The organism is Buchnera aphidicola (Pemphigus populi) (assembly GCF_964058935.1).
Taxonomy (GTDB): domain Bacteria; phylum Pseudomonadota; class Gammaproteobacteria; order Enterobacterales; family Enterobacteriaceae; genus Buchnera_C; species Buchnera_C aphidicola_D.
In genome coordinates this window covers 233,357-249,859 of record NZ_OZ060372.1, presented here as the reverse complement: position 1 = coordinate 249,859, position 16,503 = coordinate 233,357, and the positions used below count along the sequence as shown (strand labels likewise).

Below are 16,503 nucleotides of genomic sequence, written 5' to 3'. Positions count from 1 at the left end.
TTAAAAAATATTTCATAACTAATTAATTTCTTAAAAATACTAATTTTACTTGATTCGGTCCTACTAATAATCTTAATTCATCTAAAAAATCATTACTTAATAAAAAAAATTTATTAAAATAATAAGGAAAATTAAATTTTATGTCATAATTCTCATAAAAAAAATAAATAGGAATCGTTCCTCTATTATTTAATTCTAAAACTTTTTTTAACAATTTTAAAAAAACAGGATTATTTTGTTTTTTCTTTAATAAAATAAATACCTTAGAAACATTTCTATTTCTATAATGACATAAATCTAAAAAAATACGAGCAATGAACTTATAATTATTACTGAATGTATCAATTTTAATATATCCAGAAATCATGATAATACGATTATTTTCTAGTAAATCTTCATATTTTTCTAAAATATCGTTAAATACTACTACCTCTAATTTTTTTGAACTATCATCTAATAAAAAAAATGCCATACGATTTTTATTTTTTGTATATTTAATACTAAACTTAGTAATCATACCAATAACCATGATATTTTTATTAATAGATACTGTAGAACATATATCCTTTAACATCTTACCATTCATATAATATTTAATTTCATCTAAATATTGATTTATAGGATGTCCTGTAAGATACATTCCCAATGTTTCATACTCATGATTTAACTCAACGTTCTTAGACCAAATTTTTATTTTAGAATCATTAATATGCTTTAATTCTTTTAAATCACTTAATATAAATCCAAACAAATCTTGTTGTTGTGTCAACCGAGCAATTAAATATTGATTAGCCGCTTTTATATTATCATTTAAAATATTCATTAATATTCCTCGATTCAATTTAAAACAATCACAGGAACCAGAAAGAATCAATTTTTCTATTACACGACGAGTAACTTTTTTAGAATCTGTACGTACACAAAAATCTAATAAATCCTTAAAAATACCAAATTTTTCTCTATTTTTAATAATATCTAGTATTGAATTTTCACCAATTCCTTTAATTGCTCCAAGTCCGTAAACAATTTCATTTTTTTCATTAACATAAAAATAATATTTACTATAATTAATACTTGGAGGTAATATCGTTAATCTCATTCTTTTACATTCATCAATTAAAATAACCATTTTTGCTATATTATCCATATCTGTACTCATTATTGCAGCCATAAATTCAGCAGAATAATTGGCTTTTAACCACAAAGTTTGATATGATATCAAAGCATATGCCACAGAATGAGACTTATTAAAACCATACCCCGCAAATTTTTCTACTAAATTAAAAATTTTTACAGACAATTCTTCATCTATTCCATTTTTTTTAGCTCCTTCTTGAAAAATACGACGTTGTTTACACATTTCTACAGGATCTTTTTTCCCCATAGCTCGACGTAATATATCAGCACCTCCTAAAGTATATGAAGCTAATACCCGTGCAATTTCCATTACTTGTTCTTGATATAAAATTATTCCATAAGTAGATTCTAATACCGGTTTTAATGATATATGTTCCCATCTTCTATCTGGATAATAAATACTTTCTTTTCCATGTTTCCTATTAATAAAGTTATCTACCATTCCAGATTGCAAAGGACCTGGTCGAAATAAAGCAACTAAAGCAATCATATCTTCAAAAGAATCTGGTTGTAATCTTTTAATTAAATCTTTCATACCTAAAGATTCTAATTGAAATACACCAGTTGTTTCTGCTTTTCGTAACATTTCAAATGTTTTAATATCATTTAATGCAATTAAAGAAATATCAATTTTTTTTTTATTTTTTTTTACTCTATTTTTATTAATCATCTTTAATGCTAAATTAATAACAGTTAAAGTACGTAAACCAAGAAAATCAAATTTTACTAAACCTACATATTCTACATCATTTTTATCAAATTGCGTAACAGGATTCTTACCATATTCATCACAATATAATGGTGAAAAATCAGTAATTTTAGTAGAAGCAATTACCACTCCTCCAGCGTGTTTACTAACGTTCCTAGTCACTCCTTCTAATTTTTTAGAAATATCAATTATTTTTTTTACATCTGTATCAGATTTATATAATTCTAGTAATTCTATTTGACTAGATAAAGCTAAATTTAATGTCATACCTATATTTAATGGAATCAGTTTAGAAATACGATTTACAAAACCATATGGATAACCCAATACCCGACCAACATCTCTAACAACTGCTTTTGCGGTTAAAGTACCAAAAGTGATAATCTGCGAAACCGAAGCAACGCCATATTTTTCTACTACATGTTCAATAACTTGGTCTCTTTTTTGCATACAAAAATCGATATCAAAATCAGGTAAAGAAATACGATCAGGATTTAAAAATCTTTCAAATAATAAATCAAAAAATAAAGGATCAATTTCTGTTATTTTTAAAGCATAAGCTACTAGTGATCCTGCACCAGATCCTCTTCCTGGACCCACCGGTATATTATTGTCTTTTGACCATTGTATAAATTCCATAACAATTAAGAAATAACTAGGAAATCCCATGTTATTTATTACCGATAATTCAGCCTCTAAACGAATATCATAGTTTTTTCTTATTTTATTACGAACATTTTCTTCTGGATAAGATATATTTAAGCGTTCTTCCATACCTTGTTTAGCTTTTATAATTAAAAATCTTTTAGCAGTGATATTTCCAGTGGGAAAGTTAGGCAAAAAAGATTTACCTAAATCTAATATAACATTACACCGTTTTGCTATTTCAACACTGTTAATTAGAGATTCTGGAATATCGGAAAATAATTCACACATGGTTTTTTCATCACGCATAAATTGCTGACAACTATAATTATGAATAAATTTAACATCATCTAATCGATAAGAATTATTAATTGCTACACGAATTTTATGCGCTTCATAATCTTCTTTATTTATAAAATACACTTCATTAGTAGCCACTAAAGGAAGATTATTTTCTATAGCTAACGTGACAGCAACATCCAAATATTTCTCTTCATTTACACGTCCTGTACGCATGATTTCTAAATAGTAAAAATCTAAAAAATTTTTTTTATAAAAATTCAAACACTGATCTGCTAATTTAACATTATCTCTCAATATCAATTTACCTACCTCACCATCACAACCTCCAGATAATAAAATTAATCCTTTCTTATACTCTAACAACCATGATGGCCTTATCGTTATTCCAACACTATTATTATATCCACATTGGTATCCACGAGATATTAATAATATAAGATTTTTATATCCAATATTATTCATTGCCAAAGCAGTAATTTGTGCACATTCTCCATTTAAAAATTCAGAAATTATTTTAAAATCTGCGCCTATAATAGGTTTAATACCTTTTTCATGAGCACATTTATAAAATTTAATGACACCGTAAAAATTGCTAAAATCTGTTAATGCTAAAGCAGGCATTTTTAAATTTACTGCCTTCTGAACCAACAATTCTGGTTTAACCAATCCATTTATTAAAGAATAATCACTATGAACACGAAGATGAATAAACCGTGCACTACTCATATAAAGATTTCCTTGTAATAAAAATATTAATAGAAATTAATTTTCTATTTAATAATATTGCTAATATTTCTAATAGGTGAAAACGTATGATAACGTTGAAATATGGAACCATATTTTATTAATATTGAGAGATATTTTCAATTGGATAAATTTTATGTTCCGAAAATCTATATTAAGGAAATAAATAATCTAATTCCAATATTTTTAGCTCATCAATCACTTGAGCTACAATAAAATTCGCACTAATTTCAGAGAATGAAGTATCACTATATACTATAAACGTAGAAGGAATAGCAGTATTAATAAAATATTTATCATCTATGATAACAATATACGACTTAAATTTTAAATTATTTATAGCTCTTTGTATTGAAAAAATGGATGCATTTAAAATATTTAAAAAATCTACTGCTATTGAATTATTTCATCTTATGTTCTATACTTACACTTTATCTTTTGTTTCATTCAATAAAATAAATCTATCTTTATTAGATACTTTTTATAATTTTTAAGTCATAAATTATAAAAGATGAACTTAATATCACAGATATAATGACTACATTACTACCAACGATCCACATTCAATTTCATCTATACTAGCTATTAATTTCATAAAAAAATAAAATTTGTCCATTTTAAAAAAATTATATTCCTATTAAATCAATTTATTTTTTAATAAAAACTATATTTAAATTTATAAAAAATAAATTTTAAAATCATTAAACATTAAAAGTTTTATACATAAAAAATAGTATAATTTTAATATTTTTTAAGCATGCATGTAATTATAGCTGTACAAACAATCTTATCATCTACCTTAGCTAAACTTTTAAAACGAGTCAAAACGCTTTTACTCTTTTCAATAAAAACTTCAATAAAAATTTGATCTCCAGGTATGACAATTTTTTTAAAACGAACTCGATCAATAGCAACTAAATAATATATCGAGTTCAATGGTAAATTAGAAAAACTTTTTAAACCTAATAATCCTGAAGCTTGTATCATAGATTCTAAAATTAATACACCTGGAAAAATAGGCTTTCCAGGAAAATGTCCTTGGAAAAAGGGTTCATTGAACGAAACATTTTTAACCACATAAATAAATTCACTTTTTTTTATTTTTAATACACGATCAATAAGAAAAAATGGGTATCTATGAGGTAATAAATTAAAAATATTTTCTATGTCTGTAAAATTTATTTTTTTCATATTAATACCGGTAAAAATGAATAGAAAATAAATATTGTAAATACATATTTTGATACTGATTACAAAAAATATTAATAATTATTTAATTATCAGTTTCAAACTGTAAGTATTTATTACCAAATTTTACCTACATTAAATTGAAATGGTTCTATTTTATCTCCGTGATAATATTTTATAGGATAAGCGAATGAAAAATTTAAAGGACCTAATGGAGAAATCCACTGCAACGCAATACCAGTCGATATACGAATAGCACAAGGATTGCTATAATCAAAAAAATTAGATATTTCAGTATCCAAAGAGTTAATCCAATGAGTATTCCAAACAGCAGTAGAATCTAAAAAAATAGATGCTGTAATTATATTAAAACTTGTATTATTATTTAATAATAATGTTTTCATTAATTCTAAATTGGTAACAATTATTGCATTACCACCTGTAGTCATATCAGATTGACAAAATTTATAATATTGCTGACCCATACAAAAATCTTTTTTATTATTATAAAAAATATCTTTTGGACCTATACTATTATATTTAAAACCACGTACCGAACCTATTCCTCCAGAATAATAATTCTCATAAAAAGGTAATACCTTATTAAATATCTCACTATTACCAAATCCAAAATAAGTACGAATAAAAAATATTAAATTTTTATTACTATTAAATTTAAAATATTCCCTTGATTCTAATTCTATTTTATTAAAGTTGCTGTCAGAACCTAAAGTTGTTATTTTTCCACTAAATATTGTTTGATTTCCCAAAAAATAAAAATTTTTATGATTTAAATTTTTAAAAATCCAGAAAAAACTTATAAATATATCGTCAGTATGATATTTTTTATAGTCTGATTGTAAAGATTTAAAATAACGCCATATAGAGAATTGCGACTTTATATTAGAAATATTATTATGTACATAATTAATTCCTATATTAAATTCATTTTTTTTATTAATTAAAAATCCTAAAAAAGTTTCTATACCGTAACGTTTATTCTGATAAAACATATTTTCAACTTCATGAAATTTTAAATAATTATAAAATAATTTACCTTTTAGGTTATATTTGAAGATATTAAAAAAAGGACATTTAAATACTGATTCAAAAGATGTTTGATTGATATCTTTAAGAATACTAATATGAACTTTAGATCCTATGTTTAACAAATGATTTTTAATGAAGTTTATATTTAAATTGATACCACTATCCATTCCATAACCAAAACCAAAATTAAAATTACCAGTATTATTTTCTTGTATGGCATAAATTACATCAATTTTCTTAAATTTATTTTTAACATTATATAATTTTAATTTAATATCTTTAAAGAATCCAGTTTCTAAAAGTTTTTTTCTTCCTTCCATTAATAAAAAAATATTAAACCAAGTATCTTCTTGATGTTTAATTTTACTGCGCAAGAATGTATTTGTAGCGAATTTGTTTCCTACAAAATATATTTTATTAAGTAAATAACGTTGATTGAGAAATATGTGAAAGTAAAAATCTAAATTATTATTAGAATTATTTATTTTAAAATAAGATAAAATATTTACGTATGGATAACCATCAGAGAGAAATATATTTTTTATTATTTCTTTTAATTTAATAATTTGATTAAAATCACAACTTTGTTTTATTTTACTATGAATAATCGTATTGATTTTCCTAAAATATAACAAAGTATTCCCATGAACAAAAATCTTAGATAAAAAACATTTCACTCCTTCTGTCAAATAAATATTAATAATAACGCTTTTTTTGTCTATAGACGATACAACATGAACTTTATTAAAGTTAAAATAGATATAACCTTCCTGTAAGTAAAAATTTTTTAGATTTTTTAAATCTGAACTAAATTTTTTTATACAATACCTATTATTCTCTCTGAATAACCAAAAATTAGATAAATGATACGATTGAAATAAGGAGAAAATTTTTTTTGAAGAAATAATATGATTACCAAATATATTTATTTTATCTATCACAGCATATTTTTTTTCAAAAATTAATATTTTAAAATAAGCTATTTTATTTTTATTAACTAAAAAAATTAGTTTAATATCAATATTATATTTTCCTATACTTATATAATATTTTTTTAATATCTTTAGAAATTGATTTAAATAGTTTGGATTTAACCTATTCCCTATTTTTATATTGCAGTTATTTAATAATCTCTTTCTAATATTATCAGAAATAGAAATATGATCAGAAAAATTAATATTATAAATATTAGACTGTTCTTTAATTTTAAATATTAAATTATTTTTAAATTTTATTACTTTAATATCTTTAAATTTCCCTGTCTCTAATAGATTATAAATTACTTTATGTACATTTTCTAAACTAATTGTATCAGAATTATACTGTTTTATATAATGAGTAATAGTATCTCTAGATACTCTGTGTAACCCACAAAAAGTGATATTTTTTATATACCACTTATTTTTGGCATATCCATTAATACTGAAAAATAAAAAAAATAGAATTAGTAATTTTCTTATAAACATTATCATTTTTTAACGTTATTAAATCTATTTGATGACTGAGAGTTTTATTTATTAATACAATACATAAAATTATATTAATAAATATTACTATTTTAAAAAACTGTGAGACATACTTTTTAATAATTTTATATTATACATAGATACCACAAATAAAACATATTATTATTCATCTAAGAACCAAATCTACGTTTTCTTTTTGCAAAAGATTCTATTGCAGATTTAAAAGTAAAATCATTAAAATCAGGCCAAAGAACATCAGTAAAATATAATTCTGAGTAAGCTATTTGCCAAATTAAAAAATTACTAATACGATACTCTCCTCCAGTTCTAATAACTAAATCTACAGGAATTAAATCTTTAGTATTTAATAGATTTTCTAGAGTACTTTCCTGAATTTCATCGATATGTAAAAACTTTAGCTCCACTTTTTTTATAATTTTTTTTATTCCTTCAATAATATCCCATCGACCTCCATAATTGGCAGCAATATTTAATATTAATCCATCATTATACATAGTTGATTTTTCTGCTAATTTAATTTTTTTTTGTAAAATAGAGTTAAAAGATGTAGTATCTCCAATAAACTTTAAACGAATATTATTTTTATTAAAATTATTAATATCATTATCTAATATTTTCAGAAAAAATTTCATTAATAATTTTATTTCTGATATAGGACGATACCAATTTTCACGACTAAAAGCATATAAAGTAAGCATCTCAATCTTATTCAAGATTGCAAAATTTATGGTACGATGAATAGCTTTAATACCAGCTTTATAACCTAAAGTTAAAAACTTACCTTTATTTTTAGCCCATCTTCTATTTCCATCCATGATAATTGCCACATGACGTAAAAGATTTTTTTTAATAATACTCTGCATGTTTATTAATTCATGAAATACATAAAATGTAATTATTCACTTTAAATTTAGATAACAGTTTTTAACTAATTTTTTCTATTAATTATTACATAAAAGGATTTAATCCTTTCTTTATTTAAGATTTTTATACTATTTAATATTTTTTAAATAAATTCTAAGTAAATTTAGTACATACTAAAAAAATAAATATAATAATATTATGTTAAAATTTAAGATAGTTATCTTTTCTTATTCCTTAAAAAATATTAATCTCTAATTTTAAATACAATATCTTAAAATAATTTAGTAATAAAATATTTACCATAAAGACTATAAAAATATAGTTAAGATAAAAAACTTCATCAACTTTGATAATAAGTTATGAAAATATTCATATATTAAGATAAAAAATAAGCGTCTGCCAACCATGAATACTGTCAATATCAATATATTGTTCTTAATACCGTATAAGTAAAAACTTATAACAACCTATCTCTATTAATAATAGATAAACATCAAAAATACTTTTTTAAAAATTATATTCTGATTTTCTATTTTTTATAGTAAAAAATTAATAAATATTCTATGAAATATCAATCCATCTTAATAAGAGTATGTTATAAAATAAAATTTTATTGCATATATATGAAATAAATATGGAAAATTTTACTCTTTTATTTAATATAATTACTAATTCTTTATTTTATAAAAATTATATTATACGTAAATTTTTTATTTTTCTAAATTAGTAACATATTTTTATTGTTAAATTATTTATAAATAATAAATTTTTATTATTTAATATTTTAATACCGTAAACATCATCTAAATAATATATCTAAATTTTTACTATTTTCCATTAGTTTCAAATAAATAACTAAAAATATTTTATTTATAACTATGCAATACCATAAATAAATTTTAAAAATTAATCATATCTGCACTAAAATATCATTAGATCTCTTCTTTTTTCTAATAAAAGATTATCAATTTTTTTTACAAAATTATCTGTAAGATTTTGTATTTCAGTTTGCAAAAATTTTTCTTTATCTTCACTAATTATTTTTTTTTTAAAAAGATTTTTAACTTTTTCATTAGCATCTCGTCTAATATTCCTAATACCAATACGACTACATTCACTTTCGTTTTTTATTACTTTTATTAAATCTTTCCTTCTATTTTCTGTAAGCAATGGTAAGGGGACACGAATAGAACATCCTCTAGTACATGGATTAAAACCGAGATTTGAATTTATAATTGCTTTTTCAATGGGTTTTATCATAGATGAATCAAAAATGTTAACTTTTAAAGTATGAGAATCTTCCACTATAATACTGGCAAGCTGACCAATAGGTGTCTTTTTACCATAATATTCTACCGATATTCCATCTAATAAATATGGAGAGGCTCGATTTGTTCTAATTTTCATTAGATTTTTTTTAAAATTATGTAAACATTTTTTCATGTTACTTTCTGTGTCTTCTTTAATACTAGCAAACATAATGTACCTTCTAAAATATTATTTTCTAAATAAGAGAAAAACATAATTTTTTATTATAAATTATATTTATAAAGAATTACGAACATTATCACTTCATTAAGTAGCAATTAATGTTCCTTCTTGCTCTCCCATTACTATTCTATGTAATGCTCCAGATTTATACATATTAAAAACACAAATAGGCAAATTATGATCACGAGCAAGTACTAAAGCAGTTTGATCCATTATCCCAAGACTTTCGATCAATGCATCTTGATACTTAATATATTTATACATTATGGCATTTTGATGTTTTTTAGGATCAGAGGAATAAACTCCATTAACTTTAGTAGCTTTTAAAATAATATCAGCTTTTACTTCAATTCCACGCAAACAAGCTGTCGTATCAGTCGTAAAAAATGGATGACCGATACCTCCAGAAAATACCGCAACATATTGGTTAGATAATAAATTAATTGCTTGTTCTACATTGTACTGTTTACAAATACTAGAGACTGCAATAGCAGATAAAAGATAAGTTTTCATACCATAATTCGTTATTGTATCTGTAATCACTAATCCATTAATAATGGTAGCCAACATACCCATATAATCAGATGTAATATTACTAATACCAATTTTCTTTACACTAGCACCACGAATTAAATTTCCACCACCTACAACAATACCTACTTCAATACCAAGTTCCATCAAACTTTTAATTTCTTTAACTATACGGTTTAATAATGTTAAATCAATACCATATTCATAGCTATCTTTCAATACTTCTCCACTAATTTTTAGTATAATACGTCGATATAAAGGAATTAAATTATTTTTATTTTTTTTCATATGTTTAAACTTAATACATAGTATTAATATAAAATATATTATACTAAAATAACACCAATAAAAAGAACCGCTTACTGGCGGTTCTTAAAATTAAAATTTTAAACATCTTTAATTATATTTTAACATCTTACAATAAATTTCAATTTATTCTCCTATTTGAAATCTAATAAAAGAAGTTACTTCAGAATAGGTTTCTAAAAGTAACTGACCAATAGTTTTTTCAGAATCCATAATAAATTTTTGTCCTATTAAAGTAATTTCGGAAAAAAACTTATTCATTCTTCCTGCTACTATTTTTTCAATTATTAACTTATTTTTTTTATATCTTGTAGCAATATCCAGTTGAATTTTATATTCTCGATCAGTAACATCATGAGGAATATCATTTTTCGTTAAAAACAAAGGTTTACTGGCAGCAATATGCATAGCAATTTTTTTTATCACTTCCTCATTACTGCCTAATCTAGATCCAACTAACACTCCGATTCGACAATCGTGTATATAAGAAATGATCTTATCACTTTTCAGTAGTGCTATTCGAGTAATATTAATATTTTCACCTACTTTCAATAATAATAAAATTCTTCTTTCTTCAAAAGTTTTTTTTAAAATATTAATATCACTGATCTGTTTTAAACAAGCCTCTTCAACCATCAGTTTTCCAAAAGCAATAAATTCAATATCTTTAGCAACAAAATCACTCTCGCAATTTAATTCTAAAATTGAAGCTATATTGTTCCGTACATAAGTAAAAATAGAACCTTGTGCGGTTATGCGACTATTCTTTTTTTCTGCCTTTGCATGTCCTGACTTTCTTAAATTATCAATGGATAGTTCTATATTTCCACCAGATTTTATCAATGCTCTTTTGCATTCCATTATTCCTGCTCCTGTTCGCAACCGCAATTCTTTTACAAGCGAAGCAGTAATGTTAATCATAATTAATAGTTCTCCATATTATTTTTAATATATATTTAATTAATTAAATCTATTTAATTGGTATTAGTAATATATTTTTACATCGTAAGTATAATTTTAACATTATTAAAATATGGTATATCTAATTCTATTAACTGATAGTAATATCATTACCTGAAATATTCTTAGAAAACCCATTTATAATAGAAAGAGTGATTGATTTTAAATACAAACTTACTGATCTGATAGCATCATCATTTCCAGGAACAATATAATCTACTCCATCAGGATTAGAATTTGTATCAACTATCGCAAAAACAGGAATACCTAAATTATTTGCTTCTTTTATCGCAATATGTTCATGTTCTGCATCAATTACAAATAATGCATCTGGTAATCCTCCCATATTTTTAATACCACCTAAACTGTTTTCAAGTTTATCCAACTCTCGTGTGCGCATTAAAGCTTCTTTTTTAGTTAGTTTATCAAAAGTTCCGTCTTGAGATTCGATCTCTAAATCCTTTAAACGTTTTATAGATTGTCTTACTGTTTTCCAATTTGTTAACATACCACCTAACCAACGATGATTCACATAAAATTGTTTACACGCTATAGCAGATTGTTTAATTTCCTTACTTGCTGCTCGTTTAGTACCAACAAATAATATTTTTCCTTTACGAGAAGATATTTTCTTTAATTCCATTAAAACAATATTAAACATAGGTACTGTTTTTTCTAAATTAATAATATGTACTCTATTACGGGATCCAAATATAAATGGTTTCATTTTTGGATTCCAATAACGCGTCTGATGACCAAAATGTACACCAGCTTTTATCATATCTTTCATGGAAATATCTGTCATAATTACCTCATTATATATTTTAAAAACCATATTAATAATACATGATATATTTTTTTATTTTCTATTTTTAGAAAAAATATTTTTAATAAAATTGATACATAAAATATATATCTATAAATATAAAGAGTATTTTAAAAAATCGTAATATTTTAAAATTAAAATAAATTATAGTATTATCATTAAATTAATTTTAATTAATAATACAAACACTGTTATAAATATAATACTATAAAAGAATCTATTTTTTATTAAGTATATTTATATCAAGAGAAAAATATGAAATCAATATCAGTTAAAAGTAATGCAGAAATAAAAAAAATGAGAACAGCAGGTAAATTAGTTGCAGAAGTTTTAGATATGATTGAAAATTACATATTACATGATATTACAACAGAAGAATTAAATGAAATTTGCCATAACTATATTATTCAAAAGCAAAAATCTATTCCTGCTTGCTTAGGATATAATGGATATCCCAAATCTATTTGTACTTCTGTAAATGATGTGGTCTGTCATGGTATCCCTAATATCAAACAAAAATTAAAAGAAGGTGATATCATAAATATTGATGTTGCAATCATTCATAATGGATATTATAGCGATACATCAAAAATGTTTATTCTTGGAAGTCCTAGTATACTTAGTAAACGTTTATGCCACGTTGCAAAAGAGAGTTTATATTTAGCACTACATTTAATTAAACCAAATTTACCTTTATATAAAATAGGTCAGGAAATAGAAAAATATGTTAAAAAACAAAATTTTTCTGTAGTACGAGAATACTGTGGTCATGGCATTGGAAAAAATTTTCATGAAGATCCTCAAATTCTTCATTGCGATAATCAAGATCAAGGTATAATATTAAAACCAGGCATGACTTTTACGATTGAACCCATGATTAATGCCGGTAGTAATCAAGTAAGATGTATGAAAGATGGTTGGACTGTAAAAACTAAAGATCGTAGTTTATCAGCTCAATATGAGCATACCATTTTAGTTACAAAAAATGGATGTGAAATTTTAACATTGCAAGAAAAAGAAAATATTTCTGCTGTACTATACAATTAAAAAATATTTGTATAAAACATATCAAATAATTTTTTTTAAAAAATTAAAATATGCTTAAATTAATTTAAAATATATAATATTTAAATTGTTCTTCAAAAAAATCTATACTCTGAACAGAGTATTTTCTATAATATTAATATTCAACTATTGCTATAATAGAAATATTTTTTGTTAAAAAATAATTATTTTTATTTAAAAAATAAATAACACTTAGGTTAACTTGAAATATGCAAGAATTAAAAAAAATAATTGAAGATACTTTTGAAATAAAATCGAATATTAATTCTGAAAATATTAATCTATCCTCCATTAATGCTATAAAAAAAGTAATATCTATGTTAGATCGCGGAATATTACGTGTTGCAGAAAAAATAAAAGGAATTTGGATAACTCATCAATGGTTAAAAAAAGCAGTATTACTTTATTTATATTTAAATGATAGTACAATTATAAAAAATACATACACTGCTTACTATGATAAAGTTCCCTTAAAATATAAAAATTATGATAAAATAAGATTTAAAAAAGAAGAAATACGCATAGTTCCTCCGGCAACAATAAGAAAAGGATCCTTTATAGGAAAAAAAACAGTACTAATGCCTTCTTACGTAAACATTGGAGCCTATATTGATCAGGGTAGTATGATAGATACATGGGCTACCGTGGGTTCTTGTGCTCAAATTGGAAAAAATGTGCATATTTCTGGAGGTGTAGGAATTGGAGGTGTCTTAGAACCAATACAAAATAATCCCACAATTATTGAAGATAATTGTTTTATTGGAGCTAGATCTGAAATAGTAGAAGGTGTAATTATAGAAGAAAATTCTGTTATTTCTATGGGTGTTTATATTGGACAAAGCACCAAAATATATGATCGAGAAACAGGTGAGATATTTTATGGTAGGGTACCAAGAAAATCTGTTGTCGTAGCTGGTAGCTTGCCTTCTCACGATAAAAGTTATAATCTGTACTGCGCTGTTATAGTAAAAAAAGTAGATCTAAAAACCATTGAAAAAACTTCTATAAATCAACTTCTTAGGAATATATAATCATTATTATAAAAATATTTCCCGAATGGTAAAACCATTCAGGAAATATAATATATATAAATATTTTTTATTGTAAAAATAAATAAATATCCATGTCACTTCGCTTTACTTTAAAAACGAATACCGAAGATTTAGTTTCAAAAATATCACGCAATCCAGATACATCCAATATATCATTTTTATTAACTTCAACAATAATATCTCCTTTTTTAAATCCTATATGATATGCAGCTGTCCCTATTTTTACATCATCTATATATACTCCTTTTACTCCATTAAATACATAATTACTTAAATCGGCTCCTTCAATTCCAGCAAACAATGAAGATGATTTTACTTTATTTTGAATATGATTCTGCAATTCTACAATGATCAACTTTATTTTTTTATTTCTTAGTACTACCAATTCTATTTTTGTATTAACTGGGAAAGCGCTAAGCTCCGCTCTTAAAGAAGAAAAACTGTATACTGGTTTTTTGTTAAAACCAATAATTACATCTCCAGCTTTAATTCCTTCTCTTTCGGCAGCAGAATTAGGAATTACTTGACTAATAAAAGCGCCTCTTTGAGTATCAATTTTCATTACTGTCGCTAATTGAGAATTTAATTCAGTGCCAATTATACCTAATTCACCCCGTTTTACTTTTCCATATAATGCTATTTGTTCAGTTAAACTTTTTACCATATTTCCAGGAATAGCAAAACCAATACCAATGTTTCCTCCTTCTGGAGCTAAAATAGCAGTGTTTATACCTATTAACTCTCCTTTTAAATTAACTAATGCTCCACCAGAATTTCCACGATTAATGGCAGCATCAGTTTGAATAAAATCCTCATAATTCTCAGTATTTAAACCACTACGACCCAGAGCAGAAATAATTCCTGAAGTTACAGTTTCTCCTAATCCATAAGGATTTCCAATAGCTATTGTATAATCTCCTACACGTAATAAATCTGAATCTCCTAATTTAATGGAAATTAAATTTTTTGTATTGTTTAATTTAATTAAAGCTATATCAGAACGTGAATCTTTACCTATCACTTTTGCTTCATATCGGGTTCCGTCATGTAAAAAAACTATAATTTTATTTGCATGATCTATAACATGATTATTAGTAACAACATAACCCTTTTCTGCATTAATGATTACTCCAGAACCCAGGGCACGAAATTTTTCTTGAGTAGAATGTCGACCAGATGTTAATTGACACAAAGGAGAAGAAAAAAATGGAGATCTTCTTTGACAAAAGGGAGAGTCTTTACTCCAAAATGGCTCAAATTTTTGAGACAAATGAGCACCTCTAATTGAAGTAGTGCCTTCAATATTAATACTAACTACTGAAGGCATAACTTTTTCTAACATTGGAGCCAAACTAGGTAAATTAAATTCAGAATCATTCTTATTAGAAGATAACATGCTATTCCAAGACATTCCTAAACTGAATAAAAAAACTGGCAAAAAAAATATTGTTTTTAATACAATAGGAAATTTTTTCATAATTAATTCTCTAATGATAGTTTATCATGTAGATCTACATTAATATTTTATATTATTAAATTACACTAATATTTAATGTAATTTAATATATAAATTTAAACTAAAATAGTTTACTCTTTTATTGTGATTTATTAATATATTAATTAAATCGTATTTTAAATATTTAGAATAGTATTCTATTTTCTAAAACATAAAAAATATTATTTAATATATAAATGAACTAATTTTTATAAAAAAATAATATGAAAATATTTTGAAAAAATATTAAAGAACAAATATTTAATATCTTAAAATTATTTAATAATATCAAAAAAAAGTAATATATATAATGTTTTTTTATTTTATAAATTAATATACTGTTTTCATAAGTTTTAAAATTAACTAGAATTTATATTCTTATATATAGAAAATAAATATTTAAAAAACTATTAAATAGTCAAATAAAAAAATATTTTTCCATATTACATCAATTCAATCAGAAATTATCATTTATCCATGTTATGGACTTTAATTTTAAACACAATTTTTATTATTATGTTAATATGCATAGAGAACAAACAAAACTATTAATATCAAAAAAATATGATTTTAATATTTTACCGGAAAAATGGAAACCACATGGAAGATAAAACTATTAAAAAAAAGAAAACAAGTATACCTTCAACATA

The 16,503-nt window shown here is 23.7% G+C and carries 12 protein-coding genes; 3 read left to right on the top strand and 9 right to left on the bottom strand.

Translation table 11 applies throughout. The annotated features are described in order from the left end of the window. Positions 1–22 precede the first annotated feature (22 nt). Positions 23–3,520 carry a DNA polymerase III subunit alpha gene (gene dnaE, locus AB4W65_RS01045; RefSeq protein ID WP_367673768.1) on the bottom strand — a complete coding sequence of 1,166 codons (3,498 nt, stop codon included), beginning with the start codon at positions 3,518–3,520 and terminating at the stop codon, positions 23–25. Positions 3,521–3,840: 320 nt separating this feature from the next. Between dnaE and AB4W65_RS01040 the strand changes: the two genes are divergently transcribed. Beyond that, complete coding sequence (locus AB4W65_RS01040; protein WP_367673767.1) at positions 3,841–4,032, top strand: hypothetical protein; 192 nt, start codon at positions 3,841–3,843, stop codon at positions 4,030–4,032. 247 nt (positions 4,033–4,279) lie between these two features. On the opposite strand, the gene fabZ is transcribed toward AB4W65_RS01040, so the two are convergent. From fabZ to rpsB, 7 genes are all read right to left on the bottom strand, one after another. Continuing rightward, complete coding sequence (fabZ, locus tag AB4W65_RS01035) at positions 4,280–4,729, bottom strand: 3-hydroxyacyl-ACP dehydratase FabZ (protein WP_367673766.1); 450 nt, start codon at positions 4,727–4,729, stop codon at positions 4,280–4,282. A gap of 113 nt (positions 4,730–4,842) precedes the next feature. Beyond that, entirely contained in the window at positions 4,843–7,242 is a 2,400-nt protein-coding gene (gene bamA, locus AB4W65_RS01030) for an outer membrane protein assembly factor BamA (RefSeq protein ID WP_367673765.1), read from the bottom strand. 170 nt (positions 7,243–7,412) lie between these two features. Continuing rightward, on the bottom strand, positions 7,413–8,126 hold the full coding sequence (gene uppS / locus AB4W65_RS01025) for a polyprenyl diphosphate synthase (protein WP_367673764.1): 714 nt from the start codon (positions 8,124–8,126) through the stop codon (positions 7,413–7,415). 922 nt (positions 8,127–9,048) lie between these two features. Further along, the gene (frr, locus tag AB4W65_RS01020) at positions 9,049–9,606 is read right to left on the bottom strand and encodes a ribosome recycling factor (RefSeq protein ID WP_367673763.1); all 558 of its coding nucleotides are present in this window, start codon (positions 9,604–9,606) and stop codon (positions 9,049–9,051) included. Between the two features lie 96 nt (positions 9,607–9,702). Further along, positions 9,703–10,437: a UMP kinase gene (gene pyrH, locus AB4W65_RS01015; RefSeq protein WP_367673762.1), complete on the bottom strand. Its 735-nt coding sequence runs from the start codon at positions 10,435–10,437 to the stop codon at positions 9,703–9,705. A 144-nt stretch (positions 10,438–10,581) separates the two neighbouring features. Next, the gene (gene tsf / locus AB4W65_RS01010) at positions 10,582–11,376 is read right to left on the bottom strand and encodes a translation elongation factor Ts (RefSeq protein ID WP_367673761.1); all 795 of its coding nucleotides are present in this window, start codon (positions 11,374–11,376) and stop codon (positions 10,582–10,584) included. Between the two features lie 130 nt (positions 11,377–11,506). Beyond that, positions 11,507–12,220: a 30S ribosomal protein S2 gene (gene rpsB / locus AB4W65_RS01005; protein WP_367673760.1), complete on the bottom strand. Its 714-nt coding sequence runs from the start codon at positions 12,218–12,220 to the stop codon at positions 11,507–11,509. Between the two features lie 276 nt (positions 12,221–12,496). Here rpsB and map point away from each other — a divergent pair, with 276 nt between their 5' ends. After that, positions 12,497–13,288 carry a type I methionyl aminopeptidase gene (gene map, locus AB4W65_RS01000; protein WP_367673759.1) on the top strand — a complete coding sequence of 264 codons (792 nt, stop codon included), beginning with the start codon at positions 12,497–12,499 and terminating at the stop codon, positions 13,286–13,288. 227 nt (positions 13,289–13,515) lie between these two features. Continuing rightward, positions 13,516–14,337 (top strand): 2,3,4,5-tetrahydropyridine-2,6-dicarboxylate N-succinyltransferase, encoded by an 822-nt coding sequence (gene dapD / locus AB4W65_RS00995; protein WP_367673758.1) that lies wholly within the window; start codon positions 13,516–13,518, stop codon positions 14,335–14,337. A gap of 67 nt (positions 14,338–14,404) precedes the next feature. On the opposite strand, the gene degP is transcribed toward dapD, so the two are convergent. After that, the gene (gene degP / locus AB4W65_RS00990; RefSeq protein ID WP_367673757.1) at positions 14,405–15,835 is read right to left on the bottom strand and encodes a serine endoprotease DegP; all 1,431 of its coding nucleotides are present in this window, start codon (positions 15,833–15,835) and stop codon (positions 14,405–14,407) included. Positions 15,836–16,503 lie beyond the last annotated feature (668 nt).

Bases quoted from the DNA above. Each gene is read 5' to 3' on its own strand.
- dnaE (WP_367673768.1), bottom strand. From the start codon at position 3,520: ATGAGTAGTGCACGGTTTATTCATCTTCGTGTTCATAGTGATTATTCT.
- AB4W65_RS01040 (WP_367673767.1), top strand. From the start codon at position 3,841: ATGATAACAATATACGACTTAAATTTTAAATTATTTATAGCTCTTTGT.
- fabZ (WP_367673766.1), bottom strand. From the start codon at position 4,729: ATGAAAAAAATAAATTTTACAGACATAGAAAATATTTTTAATTTATTA.
- bamA (WP_367673765.1), bottom strand. From the start codon at position 7,242: ATGTTTATAAGAAAATTACTAATTCTATTTTTTTTATTTTTCAGTATT.
- uppS (WP_367673764.1), bottom strand. From the start codon at position 8,126: ATGCAGAGTATTATTAAAAAAAATCTTTTACGTCATGTGGCAATTATC.
- frr (WP_367673763.1), bottom strand. From the start codon at position 9,606: ATGTTTGCTAGTATTAAAGAAGACACAGAAAGTAACATGAAAAAATGT.
- pyrH (WP_367673762.1), bottom strand. From the start codon at position 10,437: ATGAAAAAAAATAAAAATAATTTAATTCCTTTATATCGACGTATTATA.
- tsf (WP_367673761.1), bottom strand. From the start codon at position 11,376: ATGATTAACATTACTGCTTCGCTTGTAAAAGAATTGCGGTTGCGAACA.
- rpsB (WP_367673760.1), bottom strand. From the start codon at position 12,220: ATGACAGATATTTCCATGAAAGATATGATAAAAGCTGGTGTACATTTT.
- map (WP_367673759.1), top strand. From the start codon at position 12,497: ATGAAATCAATATCAGTTAAAAGTAATGCAGAAATAAAAAAAATGAGA.
- dapD (WP_367673758.1), top strand. From the start codon at position 13,516: ATGCAAGAATTAAAAAAAATAATTGAAGATACTTTTGAAATAAAATCG.
- degP (WP_367673757.1), bottom strand. From the start codon at position 15,835: ATGAAAAAATTTCCTATTGTATTAAAAACAATATTTTTTTTGCCAGTT.